The organism is Streptomyces sp. LARHCF249 (assembly GCF_052871255.1).
In genome coordinates this window covers 63253-76297 of record NZ_JBIXJQ010000007.1, presented here as the reverse complement: position 1 = coordinate 76297, position 13045 = coordinate 63253, and the positions used below count along the sequence as shown (strand labels likewise).

Sequence of the window (13045 nt, the reverse complement as noted above, 5' to 3'; positions counted from 1 at the left end):
GACCCGTCATGAGCAAGCAGACCATCCTCGGCCGCGTCACCCAGCTCGCCAAGGCCAACATCAACGCGCTGCTGGACCAGGCGGAGGACCCGCAGAAGATGCTGGACCAGCTGATCCGGGACTACACGAACAACATCTCGGAGGCGGAGCAGGCCGTCGCGACGACGATCGGCAACCTCCGGATGCTGGAGGCCGACCACAAGGAGGACGTGGAGGCGGCCGCCGAGTGGGGCGGCAAGGCCCTGGCCGCGAGCAAGAAGGCGGACGGGCTGCGGGCGGCGGGCGCGGCGGCGGACGCGGACACGTTCGACAACCTGGCGAAGGTGGCGCTGGGCCGCCAGATGCAGTCCGAGAAGGAGGCGCAGACGGCGGAGCCGACGATCGCCGCCCAGACGGAGGTCGTCGACAAGCTCGTGTCGGGCCTGGACTCGATGAAGAACAAGCTGACGGAACTTCAGGCGAAGCGTGACGAGCTGGTGGCGCGTGCCAAGACCGCGCAGGCGCAGAACACGATGCTCGACGCGGTGAAGAGCATCGACGTCATGGATCCGACCAGTGAGCTGTCGCGCTTCGAGGACAAGGTCCGCCGGGAGGAGGCCAGGGCCCTCGGCCGGCAGGAGCTGGCGGCGTCCTCGCTGGACGCGCAGTTCGAGTCCCTCGAGGACCTCGGTAAGGCCTCGGAGATCGAGGCCAGGCTCGCCGCCCTCAAGTCCGGCAGGGCCGCCTGATCCCTCCGGGGCGGTGGGCCGCTGCGCGCCCGCGCCTCAAGCGCCGGCGGGGCTGCCATTGCCCTGCGGGCAATCCAGCCCCGCCGGTGGCGCTCAGCCGTACATCCCCAGCAGTTGCTCCGCCGACAGCTCCCCCACCGCCTCTGCCCCCGGCAGCGGGAGCTCGAACCAGACCGTCTTGCCCCGGTGGGTTCGGCGGGTGCCCCAGCCCGCGGAGAGGAGGCCGACGAGCTGCAGGCCGCGCCCGCCCTCGTCCGTGTCCCGGGCGCGACGCCGCCGCGGCTGGACCAGGTTCGCGTCCCAGACCTCGCACACCAGGGTCCGGTCCAGCAGCAGGCGGAGCCGGATCTCGCCCTCCCCGTAGCGCAGGGCATTGGTGACCAGCTCGCTGACCAGCAGCTCGGTGGTGTCCAGCAGCCCCTCCAGGCCCCACGCGGGCAGCTTCGCCCGCGCCAGCTCCCGGGCCCGGCCCACCGAGCGGGCCTCGCGCGGCAGCTGCCAGTCCCCCACCGCGTCCTGCGGCAGCCCCTGGACCCGGGCCATCAGCAGCGCGATGTCGTCCTCCCCGTGCCGGGTGTCCAGCGTGTTCAGGACGTGGTCGCAGACGTCCTCCAGGGGGCGGACCGGGTCCGCGAGGGCCTCCCGCAGGCCGCGCAGCCCCTCCTCCAGCGGATGGTCGCGGGACTCGACCAGACCGTCGGTGTACAGGGCCAGCAGCGCCCCCTCCGGCAGGTCCACCTCGACCTCCTCGAACGGCTCCCCGCCCACCCCCAGCGGCATCCCGGGCGGCACCTCCAGCAGCAGCGCGGGACGCGGCCGCCCGGCCTCGTCCGGCGGTTCCACCAGGACGGGCGGCATGTGGCCCGCGTTGGCGATCGTGCAGCGCCGGGTCACCGGGTCGTACACGGCGTACACGCAGGTGGCGAGGTACACCTCCGAGCGGTCCGCGTCCCGCGAGTGAAGGGCGGCCCGCGAGGCCTGCTGGGAGCCGCCGGGCGCCCCCAGGCCCCGGGCGATCTCGTCGAGCGCGGTCAGCACCTCCGCCGGTTCGAGGTCCAGCAGCGCCAGGGTCCGTACGGCGGTGCGCAGTTCGCCCATGGCGACGGCGGCCCGCAGCCCCCGCCCCATCACGTCGCCGACGACCAGCGCCGTGCGGTGCCCGGGCAGTTCGATGACGTCGAACCAGTCGCCGCCGACCTCGGTGGCGGCGTTCCCCGGCAGGTACCGGCAGGCGATGTCCAGGCCGGCCGCCTCCGGGTCGCCGGGCGGCAGCAGGCTGCGCTGCAGTATCAGCGCCCGCTCGTGCTCGCGCCGGTAGAGCCGCGCGTTGTCGATGCAGACGGCGGCCCGTGCGGCCAGCTCCACGGCGACCGCCCGGTCCCGTTCGCCGAAGGGCTCGCTGCCCTTCGTACGGGAGAACTGCGCGAGGCCGACCACCGTGTCGTGGGCGACCATCGGGACGACGAGCGTGGACTGCACGAGGTCGTCCGCGCCGCCCCCCTCGATGAGCCGCGGCCGGGCCGTGCGCAGGGCGAGGGCCCCCGGCGAGGCCGCCGGATAGCGGTGCACCTCGCCCACGGAGACCAGCGCGCCCGGTCCCGACAGCGGGGCGTCCGAGACGGCCGAGGCGAAGGCGACCCGCCGCAGCGGCGCGGACGGAGCCCGTCCGGCGCGCAGCCCGGGCGGAAGTGAGGGCACCCCGGGGCCCTGGGGGCGCGCGGGCCGGTCGTCGTCGCCGAGCAGCAGCCCCTGGTAGAGGTCGACGGCGGCCAGGTCGCAGAAGCCCGGGACGGTGACGTCGAGGAGTTCGCGGGCGGTGGTCTCCAGGTCGAGGGAGTTCCCGATGCGGTGTCCGGCCTCGTTGAGCAGTGCGAGGTTGCGCCGGACCCCGGCGGCTTCGCGGGCGGCGAGGTGGCGGCGGGTGACGTCGGTACCGATCCCGGCGACGCCGATGGGCCGGCCGGTGCCGCCGTGCACGCGGTAGAGGTTGATGGACCAGTGGCGGTTGTCCCGGCTGCCGGGGGCGGCTCCGGTGATGCGGAGGTCGGTGACCGAGTCCCCGGTCTCCAGCACCCGGCGCAGGGCCTCGGCCATCCGGTCGGCCTCGTGCGCGGGCAGGTAGTCGTGCACGGTCCGGCCCCGGTGCTCCTCGGCGGCGCCGCCGAAGACGGCGGCGAACCGGCGGTTGGCCCGCTGCACGGTGAGGTCCGTGCCGAAGAGCAGGAAGCCGAAGGGAGATTGGCCGAATATGGCCTGTGACGCCGCCAGATCGGATTCGATGCGCCGCAGCGCGCGCACGTCGACGACGACGCACAGCGCGGCCCGCTCACCGGTTTCCGTCTGCGTGGGCATGACGTAGATCTCCGCCACGCCGTGCTCGCCGCCGCCGCCCGGGATCCGGAAGGGGACGAGGCCCGTCCATTCCTTGCCGTCGAGAATCTCGGCGACCCGGCGGTGTCCGCCGGCGCGCAGCCCGGGCGGCATGAAGGCGTCGACCGGATCGCGGCCCACGGCTTGGGCGGCGGTCAGCCCGAAGAGATCCTCGGCGCGCAGGCTCCACTGATCGATGAGCCCGTCGGGCCCGATCGAGAAAGACGCGACCTTTATGTAGTCATATATCGAGCCAGGCGGACTGCTGTGCCACAAGGAGTCGTGCCATGTCTCCCCAGGCACCCTGGTCTGATGTGCCTGCGCAGGTATCTCGCTCACGCGACCGTCCCCTCCAGCTCACCGCAACCGGACCGGCCATGACCGCAGTATTCAGCACCACGGCCCCGGACGGCACGGCGTTCACGATCACAAAAAGGTCCCGTTAGTTTCGAGCCACCTCGTGTGATGGTCGGCCACCCGTCACCTTGTTACTCACCAGGAAGAGCCAACTCGAACCACACAGTCTTGCCCGACTTCCCGTGGCGGGTCCCCCAGCGCTGCGAGGAGACGGCCACGAGGTGCAGCCCCCGGCCCCCCTCGTCGTCGTGGCCGGCGATCCTCTCGCGGGGCGGATCCGGAAGCGGATCGGAAACTTCCACGAGAAGCGCGGCGCCGCCGAGGGGGCTGTCGGCGGCCGGATACCGCCGTACCAGACGGACCCCGATGGGGCCGGACGCGTACCGCAGGGAATTGGTGACGAGCTCGCTGACCAGCAGGACGGTTACATCGCCGACGGAATCGAGGCCCCAGGCCCGGAGGGCGCCGCGCACGGCGTGGCGGGCGGTTCGGACGGCACCGGGCTCGGCGGGGAAGGCCCACTCGGCGCATTCACCGTCTGTGTCGATCACGCCGATCACTTCCCGGGCCGGCAGCGACCCCAGTCCGGTTCGTCGGGGACGAAAGGGGGACGAGATAGGGACTAATAGCGACATACCCGATATTCGAGGCGTCGTACCACTCGATCCCTCACGCACCGGCGCACTGTGGCGCAGACGGCCTAGAGAGGGCGCGTCACGCGCCCCCGGGCGCCCCGTCGTGCTGCTGCGGGCGCCGCCCGGCGCGCAGTCGGCGCCCCGCCTCGGCGACCGCGGGCCGGTCCTGGTCGAGCCAGTCCACCGACTCCAGTTCCTCCGGACCCAGCCAGCGCAGCTCGTCATGGTCCTCCAGCGGCGCCGGTTCCCCGGAGACCAGGCGGGCGGTCCACACGTGCAGGACGAGGCCGGGCTTCAGCAGCCACTCCCCCGGGATCCGCTCCAGGGGTTCGGTCTCGACGCCGAGCTCCTCGCGCAGTTCGCGCACCAGCGCCTCGGGGACGGACTCGCCCGGCTCGGCCTTGCCGCCCGGCAGCTCCCAGCGGCCGGCCAGCTCCGGGGGTGCGCTGCGGCGGGCGGCCAGCAGGCGCCCCTCATGACAAAGGGCTCCGCCCACGACCACTCGTACCGTCATGGGCGGAGCCTATGTCAACGCTTGACGCTCAGTTCGTCGTGGCGGTCTGACCGATCCGCTCGACCCAGTAGAGCTGCTTGTGTCCGCGGTCGTCGAGGCTGTCGACGACCTTCTGGGCCTCGGCCCGGGTGGAGTACCGGCCCACCCGGTAGCGGTTGCCGTTGTCGTCCTGACGTATGACCAGCCACGGGAGCAGGGCACCGCTGTCGTTCATCGCGTTTCACCCTCCGCCGACGTACCTGCCCGGGAAACCGCATTGCGCATATGCCCGAGCTTACGCCCGGACTTTACGGAGCGGATACGGTTTTTCACGAAGAGGTACCCCGCGGCGTACGCATTCGGCCATGCGTACGAGTGCGCCGTGCGCGCCGGTCCAGATCCGGCGTACGGGGGCGCCGCCTGACGCCCTGTCACCCGCGGCCGCGGCCAGGCGCTTCCGGCCCGGCGCCGCTGCCGGGCGGGTGTGCCCGACCGAGGCCGACACGTGCCCTTCGGGCGGTCCGGCCGCACAGGGCAGGCGGCATCGGCCGAAATCCAGCCCCGCCGACGATGGGGGCGCGGGGCGTGGGGCATGGGGCGGAGCCCCGGGAAGCCGGGCCGCAGGCCGGCGACAGCCCGGCAGTGCCGGCGGGGCCGGCCGGCGCAGCGGTCAGCGCACCGGCAAGTGGTACGACAGGCGGTAGCGGTCCGCCGGGACGACCACGTCGGCCGTTTCCACCGCGCGCCCGGAGGCGTAGTACGTGCGGCCGATCACGAGCACCACGTGCCCCGGCACTCCGCCGAGGAGGAAGATCTCCTCCGCCAGGCCGGGTCTGGCGCCGACCTCCTCGACCACGTTGTCCACGACGACGTCGATCGCGGCCATCCGGTCGACCACCCCGGAGCCTCCCAGCGGGCCCTCCTCCGGCAGCATCACCGGCGTCCGGCCGGTCACGGCGAGCGGCTCCCACGAGGTCGACAGCATCATCGCCTCGCCCGCGTCGCGGAACACGTACCGCGTGCGCATCACCCGCTCGCCCGGCTCGATGCCGAGTCGTTCGGCGATCTCCGCCGGGGCGGCCGTCTGCTCGCTGTTCGACTCCCACGTGCCGCGCGCGCCCGACTCCGCCTGCTCCTGCCGGAACGGGGTCGAGGTGCCGCCCGTGCGGTAGCCGGAGCGGGCGACCCGCCGCGGCACGGGCTGCTCCCGTACGTACGTGCCCGACCCGGACCGGCCCTCGACCAGCCCCTCCGCCATGAGGACCTTGCGCGCCTCCAGCGCCACGGTGTCGGAGACCCCGTACTCCTCGCGGATGCGGGCCTGCGAGGGGAGCCGGGCGTGCGGGGGCAGGGAACCGTCGACGATCTTCCGTCGCAGATCCCCGGCCACGCGCAGATAGGCCGGCTGCTCACCGAAAGTCACTGGCCACTCCCATCAGGTTGACAGACAGCTACACCCTGGCAACCGACGGTTGTAGACCGCAAGCAAGGGCCAGAGTTTCACCCGAAGTGATGAAGCCAGGTCACCCAAACCCGTTACCGCGCGTTACGCGGTCGACGTTCCGGACGACGTTCCGGACGACGTCACGCGGCCTGCGCCGAAGGCCCCCGGCCGGGCCCGCCCTCGGGGCTCCCCGGGGACTCCGTCAGCCACTCCGGAACCTCCGTCGACAGGCCGTACGCGCCGCGCAGCGCCTTCTCCGTCTCCACGGACATCGCGCCCAGCGCCCGCTCCCACTGCCGGTCGAAGTCGGCCGCAGTCTTCGCCTGGGAGGTCCGCTGCCAGGCCCCGCGGGCCGCCTGGATCTCCTTGAGCTGCGCCTGGACCTGCTTCTCCACCCCGGGACGGGTCTTGTCGGCCTCGAGCGTCTTCGCCTCTTCGCCGAGGGCCGAGTACACCGTGCGCGCCCATGCCTGGTGCTCCGGGAGGGTGTCCTCCAGATCCCCCGCGGGCGGCCGGCCGAGCACGAACTCGACCTGGTTGGCGACCTTCAGGAAGGCGGCCTGCTCGGGCTTGAGCGATCCGGCGTCCTGGCGCAGGCTGCCGCGCCGCTCCTCCTCGGTCGTACCGATCACGCACACCAGCCGCCGGTCCCCCTGGCGCCAGGACTGGCGCGAGGGCGCGAAGTAGAACATCTCCGCGTAGGCGGGCAGCGCCCACGTGTCCATCGCGTACGCGTCCTGCGCCTTCCAGCACTCGTCCTCGGACAGCCGGTCCGCCTCGGCCGACTCCGGGGCGCCCGCCAGGTCCAGCTGCTTGGACGCGGTCACCTCTCCGTGGTGCGGCTCTGCGCAGTCGATCTTGTACGTCAGGGGCCGGTCGGCCAGCAGGTCGCCGCCCGGGACGTTGAAGCAGTCGCCCGCCCTCAGGTCGTCGAGGTCCCTGAGGTCGCCCTCGGCGTCGGCGAACTCGCTCACGGAATCCATCCGGTCGCGGACCGCCGCGGCCACCCGGTCGACCGCGAACACCATGACGCCCGTCATCACCACCGACACCGCCAGGCCCACGATCGCGAGCACCTTGCCCCGCTGCCGCTGCTTGGCGATCTGTACGAGGGCCACGATGCCGAAGACGATGCCCAGCGGCGGCAGGCACAGCAGCCCGACCAGCAGCGAGGCGAGCGCGAAGCCGTTGAGCCCCTGCTCCGGATGCGGCTGCCCGTAACCGGGTGGCGGCCCCCACGCCGGCTGCGGGGAGGGCGGCGGCCAGGAGTGGCCCGGTCCGGGGGGAGGGCTCGGCGGGGTGCTCACGGGCTGGGGGACTCCATCACAGGGGGCGCGAACGGATGCGCGAATAGTACGCAGCGGGGGCGACCGCCCTACGGTCGCCCCCGCCTGTTCATCGCGGCTCAGCGCGTGCGTTCAGCCCCTGCGCCTCAGCCCCTGTCTCTTGCCTCAATCCCGGTGTGTCAGAACTGGAGCGCCCAGGAGTCGATCTTGCCGGTGTCGATGTTCGCGTTGTCGTTCACCCGGAGCTTCCAGACGCCGTTGGCCACCTCGGAGGAGGCGTTGACCGTGAAGGTCTTGACGATGTTGTCGGCGCTGCCGCCGGCGCGGTTGTGCAGGACGTAGACGGTGCCGTCGGGGGCGACGAGGTCGACCTTCAGGTCACCGATGTAGGTGTGGACGATGTTGACCGGCACGCTCAGCGTGGCCGGGGCGTTGCCGGAGACTCCGCTGACGGTGACCGGCGACTCGACGGTCGCGTTGTCGTTGATCGCGTAGTCGGCGGTGTTCTCGAACTTCGGGCCGGGCGGGACGGTGCCGCCGGCGCCCACGTTCAGCAGGCGGTTCGGGGAGCCGGTGCCGGGGCTGGTCACCACGTTCGGGGTCGACGCGGCCACCAGGCCGTCCCGGATCTGGGCGGGGGTGCTGCCCGGGTTCTGGGAGAGGTAGAGCGCGGCCGCGCCCGCGACGTGCGGCGAGGCCATGGAGGTGCCGGAGATGGTGTTGGTGGCGGTGTCGCCCGTGGCCCACGTGGAGGTGATGGAGGAGCCCGGCGCGAAGATGTCCAGGATCGAGCCGTAGTTGGAGTAGCTGGCCTTGGCGTCCGTGTTGGTCGTGGCGCCGACCGTGATGGCCTCGGCGACGCGCGCCGGCGACTTGGTGGAGGCGTCGGTGGACTCGTTGCCCGCCGCGACCGCGTAGGTGATGCCGGAGGCTATGGAGTTGCGTACGGCGGTGTCGAGCGCGGAGTCCGCGCCGCCGCCGAGCGACATGTTGGCCACGGCCGGCTTGACGGCGTTGCGGGTCACCCAGTCGATGCCGGCGACGACCTGGGCGGTCGTGCCCGAGCCCTGGTTGTTGAGCACGCGGACGCCGACGATCTTGACCTTCTTGGCCACGCCGTACGCGCCGCCGCCGACGGTGCCGGCGACGTGCGTGCCGTGGCCGTGGCCGTCCTGGGCGGTGTTGTCGTTGTCGATCGCGTCGTAGCCGTCGGCGGCCCGGCCGCCGAAGTCCTGGTGCGTCTTGCGGACGCCGGTGTCGATGATGTAGGCGGTGACGCCCTCACCGGCCTTGTCCGGGTAGGTGTAGCTCTGGTTCAGCGGGAGCGCCCGCTGGTCGAGGCGGTCCAGGCCCCAGGACGGCGGGTTGGGCTGGGTGGCGTCGACGGTGAAGACCCTGTTCTGCACGACCGACTTGACCGCCGGGTCGGCGGCCAGTTTTCTGGCCTGCGCCTCGGAGACCTCGACGGAGTAGCCGTTGAGGGCCGCGCTGTAGGTACGGTCGATCTTCGCGCCGTACCGCTTGGCGACGGCCTTGCCGCTGTCCGCGGTGGAGCGGGCGGCGGAGTCGTGCAGAGTCACGATGTAGCTGCCGGGGACGGCTCCGGCGACGCCGGCGTTCTCGATGACGCCCTGCGGGCCGTTGTCGGCCGCCGAGGCGGGCAGCGCCGCGGCCGTGCCGAGGGCGAGGGCCACGACGGCGGTCGCACTGATGCCGGCGAGCTTCCGGCGGGTGTGACGCATCACGGACATTGAGGGGTCCTCCTCATAGGTGGTGCGCTGCGGGGGGTGAGGCGGAGCCGTACGTTCCGACGCACGGGCACGATGGGATAGCCATGCCCATGACAATCATTCGGCGGAACGGGCTGCCGCCTCCGAAAGATTGACGCACCCTCACCAGCTCCCACAAGAGGCCGGGACGACGCGTAACATCCGTGCCACACGCCCGCCATGATCGAGCAAAGGCGCTCCGCACGTGACGCACGCACTCCCCGGATACCTCTGCCCCGAGGACGGCACACGCGCGGACGTCCGGACCGCCCCCTGGTGCTGCCCGCTCTGCGCCGGCCCCTGGGACCTCGACTTCACACCGGATCCGGCCAGCGCGCTGGAACCGTCCGCCGGGCCGAACTCGCTGTGGCGGTACGCGGCCGCGCTGCCGCTGCCGGGGGCGTTCTCCGTGTCGCTGGCGGAGGGGAACACTCCGATGGTGCCGCTGGCAGAGCGGGTTCACGCCAAACTCGACTACCTGATGCCGACGCTGTCCTTCAAGGACCGGGGTGCGGTGATGCTCGCGGAGGTGGCCCGGCGGCTCGCCCCGCGGCGAGTGGTGGCGGACAGCAGCGGCAACGCGGGGGCGGCGGTGGCGGCGTACTGCGCACGGGCCGGGCTGAGTTGTGAAGTTTTCGTGCCCGAGGGCACCTCGGAGCGCAAGGCCGACCGGATCCGCGCCCACGGGGCGGACGTACGGGCGGTGCCGGGCGGCCGGGAGGCGGCGGCGGAGGCGGCCCGGGCCGCGGCGGACGAGCCGCAGGTGTTCTACGCGAGCCACGTCTTCAACCCGTACTTCCTGCACGGCACGAAGACGTACGTGTACGAGATCTGGGAGGCCATGTCGGGCCGGCTGCCGGACGCGCTGGTGGTCCCGGTGGGCAACGGCACCCTGCTGCTCGGGGCCGCGCTGGCCGTGGAGGAGCTGGCCCGGCGGGGTGTGCGCCCGCCGGCGCTGATCGCCGTCCAGGCGGAGGCGGTGGCTCCGCTGGCGTCGGCGTTCGCGGCCGGGGCCCAGGACGCGGAGCCCGTCGCGCAGCTGCCGACCCTGGCCGAGGGGATCGCGATCCCGGCGCCGCCGCGAGCCCGGCAGATCCTGGCGGCGGTCCGTACGTCGGGCGGCACGTTCCTGACGGTCCCGGACGACCGCCTGCGCGAGGCCCAGGCCGACCTGGCCCGCCGAGGCCTGTCCGTGGAACCGACGGCGGCGGCCTGCTGGGCGGCCGTGGGCCCCCTGGCCCCCACGGACCCCCTGCAGGGCCGCACGGCAGTCCTGCCCTTGTGCGGCGCGGGCCCGAAGTAGCGCGCGGCCCCGCTCCCGGCACTCGGCGGCGGAGGCAGACGTCGGAAAACCGCGAGCCCCGGCGGGCAGGGTCTGTTGAACTGGCCCCATGACCAACAACCTTGACCTCGCGCGACTGGCCGCGGGCTTCGCGGCTCTGCACAACCCGGCGGCGCCCCTGGCCCTCGCCAACGCCTGGGACGTCGCCGGCGCCCGCCTCGTCGAGGCGGCCGGCGCACCGGCCGTCGCGACGACCAGCGCCGGCGTCGCGTGGTCCCTCGGGTCGCCCGACGGCGACGCCCTGGCCCGCGACCGCGCCCTCGACCTCGTCGCCCGGGTGGCCGCCGCCGTCTCCGTGCCGGTCACCGCCGACATCGAGGGGGGCTTCGGCGCCGACCCCGCCGCCGTCGCGGAGACCGTCACCGGGGTACTGGCCGCCGGCGCGGTCGGCATCAACATCGAGGACGGCTCCCGCACCCCCGCCGAGCACTCCGAGCGCCTGGCCGCCGCCCGCTCCGCGGCCGACACCGCCGGCGTCCCGCTCTACATCAACGCGCGCGTCGACACCTACCTGAGGGGCCTCGGCGACCCCGCCGCCCGCCTCGACGAGACCCTGGCCCGCGCCGCCGCCTACCTCCGCGCCGGAGCCACCGGCATCTTCGTGCCCGGCGTCACCGACCCGGCGACCGTCGCCGAGCTCGCCCGGGGCATCGACGCCCCGCTCAACATCCTCGTCGGCCCCGGCGCCCCCTCCGTCGCCGAGCTCGGCTCCCTCGGCGTGGCCCGGGTCAGCCTCGGATCCTGGGTCGCCGAGGCCGCGTACGCCGTGGTCCGCCGCGCCACCGAGGAGCTGCTCTCCGGCGGCACGTACGCATCGCTCGCGGACTCCCTGCCGTACGGCGAGCTGAACAGCCTGCTGCACGGCTGAGAGGATCGGCCATGCGCGCATCGACCCCGGTGGAGAGCCGGTCCACGACCACCCCGCACCGCAAGATCACCGGCGCGGTCTGGACGGCCCTCGTCCTGGTCTACGTCGTCTGGGGCTCGACCTACCTCGGGATCCGGATCGTCGTCGAGACCATGCCGCCGTTCCTCTCCGCCGGGGCCCGCTTCATCACCGCCGGCCTGCTGCTGGCCGGCGCCGTCGCCTGGCGGTCCGGCCCGGCCGCGCTCAAGGCCACCCGCGCGCAGCTGGGCTCGGCGGTCCTGGTCGGCCTGCTGCTCATCCTCGGCGGCAACGGCCTGGTCGTCCTCGCCGAGACCTCGGTGCCGTCCGGACTCGCCGCCCTGCTGGTGGCGGCCGTGCCGATGTGGGTGGTGCTGCTGCGCGCGGGCACCGGGGACCGGCCGCCGCTGCGCACCCTGGCCGGGGTCACCGTGGGCCTCGCCGGGCTCGCGGTACTGACCAGTCCGGGGCTCAGCGGCGCGGTGCAGCTGTCGGGGGTGCTGCTGGTGGTGGCCGCGTCGGTGCTGTGGTCGCTGGGCTCGTTCTCCGGGTCGAAGGTGAGCCTTCCGGAGAATCCTTTCGCCGGGAGCGCCTACCAGATGCTCGCGGGCGGGCTCGGCGGAGTGGTCGTCGGCCTGCTGCGCGGCGAGCACCGCGGCCTCGACCCGGCCGCGTACTCCACCGCCTCCTGGCTGGCCCTCGGCTACCTGATCGTCTTCGGCTCGCTCGTCGGATTCACGGCGTACGCCTGGCTGCTGCGCAACGCGCCGCTGTCGCTGGTGTCCACGTACGCGTACGTCAATCCCGTGGTGGCCGTGGCGCTCGGCGCGCTGATCCTGGGCGAAGCCCTGACCTGGCCGATCGTGCTCGGCGGCACGATCGTCGTGGCGGCGGTGGGGGTGATCGTCAGCACGGAGCGCAAGAAGTAGCGGGCAGCGGCCGACCCGGCCCTCAGCCCCGCGCGGCCCGCTCGTACAGCGCCTTCGCGTGCTCGTCGAACAGCGCGGCGGTGGAGTCCACGTCCGTGTCCCCGCCGCTCAGCACCCCGATCAGCCGGCCGGGACGGTCCGGTCCGCCCCGGTCGGCGACCCAGGGGCTGCCGCTGGTCCCCGTCCAGAACCCGGCGCAGCTGATGTACAGCATGTCCGGGTCGTCCTCGTCGTGGCGGGTCTGCGTCGTGCAGGAGACGGGCTTGTTCTGCGGGTTGTGCTCGGACTCCGGGTATCCGACGACGGTCACGTCCCGCTCGTACGCCGAGGTCCAGTCGGGTTTCGGGGTCTCGGCACGGCCGCCCACGGCCTCCTGGACGCTGCGCCCGTCGTCGTCCGGCGCGATGGTGAGGAAGGCGAAGTCGGCGGTGTCCTCGCCCCACTTCGTCCAGCGGTCGTCGACGTGGATCGAGCGGACCTTCCACGTCCCCAGCGGCCGGCTGCCGTCGCCCTCGCCGGAGAAGGCGGGGGCGAAGGCGAGTTCGCCGATGGCCAGGCCGTCGTGGGCGACCTCGCCCGGCTGCCCGTCCTCGCCGGCCGGGGCCACGCAGTGCGCGGCGGTGGCGACGACGTTGCCCTTCGGGCTGTCGACCACGCTCGCCGTGCACCAGTGCTCGCCGTTGGCCATGAGCACGCCGACGGTGGGGAAGGGGTGCACCGGCCGCTCGCCGGGCGCCTTCAGGAACGCGACGGCGCACACCGCCGCGAGCCCCGCCGCGGCGGCCGCCGACGCCCCCTTCACCACC

The 13045-nt window shown here is 73.2% G+C and carries 12 protein-coding genes; 4 read left to right on the top strand and 8 right to left on the bottom strand.

Annotated elements, in window-relative coordinates; translation table 11 throughout:
* The first annotated feature begins 8 nt into the window (after positions 1-8).
* The gene (locus tag ACIPUC_RS21310) at positions 9-728 is read left to right on the top strand and encodes a PspA/IM30 family protein (RefSeq protein ID WP_446591294.1); all 720 of its coding nucleotides are present in this window, start codon (positions 9-11) and stop codon (positions 726-728) included.
* Positions 729-821: 93 nt separating this feature from the next.
* On the opposite strand, the gene ACIPUC_RS21305 is transcribed toward ACIPUC_RS21310, so the two are convergent.
* From ACIPUC_RS21305 to ACIPUC_RS21275, 7 genes are all read right to left on the bottom strand, one after another.
* A complete protein-coding gene (locus ACIPUC_RS21305; RefSeq protein WP_446591866.1) occupies positions 822-3428 on the bottom strand; it encodes a SpoIIE family protein phosphatase in 2607 nt (868 codons plus the stop codon).
* 158 nt (positions 3429-3586) lie between these two features.
* The gene (locus ACIPUC_RS21300) at positions 3587-4015 is read right to left on the bottom strand and encodes an ATP-binding protein (protein ID WP_446591293.1); all 429 of its coding nucleotides are present in this window, start codon (positions 4013-4015) and stop codon (positions 3587-3589) included.
* Positions 4016-4169: 154 nt separating this feature from the next.
* Positions 4170-4604: a (deoxy)nucleoside triphosphate pyrophosphohydrolase gene (locus ACIPUC_RS21295; RefSeq protein ID WP_446591292.1), complete on the bottom strand. Its 435-nt coding sequence runs from the start codon at positions 4602-4604 to the stop codon at positions 4170-4172.
* A 28-nt stretch (positions 4605-4632) separates the two neighbouring features.
* A complete protein-coding gene (locus tag ACIPUC_RS21290; protein WP_446591290.1) occupies positions 4633-4818 on the bottom strand; it encodes an SPOR domain-containing protein in 186 nt (61 codons plus the stop codon).
* A gap of 435 nt (positions 4819-5253) precedes the next feature.
* A complete protein-coding gene (locus ACIPUC_RS21285) occupies positions 5254-6006 on the bottom strand; it encodes a GntR family transcriptional regulator (RefSeq protein ID WP_446591288.1) in 753 nt (250 codons plus the stop codon).
* 161 nt (positions 6007-6167) lie between these two features.
* Complete coding sequence (locus tag ACIPUC_RS21280) at positions 6168-7334, bottom strand: DUF4190 domain-containing protein (protein ID WP_446591287.1); 1167 nt, start codon at positions 7332-7334, stop codon at positions 6168-6170.
* A 158-nt stretch (positions 7335-7492) separates the two neighbouring features.
* The gene (locus tag ACIPUC_RS21275) at positions 7493-9064 is read right to left on the bottom strand and encodes a S8 family peptidase (protein WP_446591286.1); all 1572 of its coding nucleotides are present in this window, start codon (positions 9062-9064) and stop codon (positions 7493-7495) included.
* A 223-nt stretch (positions 9065-9287) separates the two neighbouring features.
* On the opposite strand from ACIPUC_RS21275, the gene ACIPUC_RS21270 reads away from it, so the two are divergent.
* From ACIPUC_RS21270 to ACIPUC_RS21260, 3 genes are all read left to right on the top strand, one after another.
* Positions 9288-10385: a pyridoxal-phosphate dependent enzyme gene (locus ACIPUC_RS21270; protein ID WP_446591285.1), complete on the top strand. Its 1098-nt coding sequence runs from the start codon at positions 9288-9290 to the stop codon at positions 10383-10385.
* A gap of 88 nt (positions 10386-10473) precedes the next feature.
* The gene (locus ACIPUC_RS21265) at positions 10474-11292 is read left to right on the top strand and encodes an isocitrate lyase/PEP mutase family protein (protein WP_446591284.1); all 819 of its coding nucleotides are present in this window, start codon (positions 10474-10476) and stop codon (positions 11290-11292) included.
* A gap of 11 nt (positions 11293-11303) precedes the next feature.
* On the top strand, positions 11304-12239 hold the full coding sequence (locus ACIPUC_RS21260) for an EamA family transporter (protein WP_446591283.1): 936 nt from the start codon (positions 11304-11306) through the stop codon (positions 12237-12239).
* A 22-nt stretch (positions 12240-12261) separates the two neighbouring features.
* Here the strand turns inward: ACIPUC_RS21260 and ACIPUC_RS21255 are convergent, their stop codons facing one another.
* The gene (locus ACIPUC_RS21255) at positions 12262-13044 is read right to left on the bottom strand and encodes a trypsin-like serine peptidase (protein ID WP_446591282.1); all 783 of its coding nucleotides are present in this window, start codon (positions 13042-13044) and stop codon (positions 12262-12264) included.
* Position 13045 lies beyond the last annotated feature (1 nt).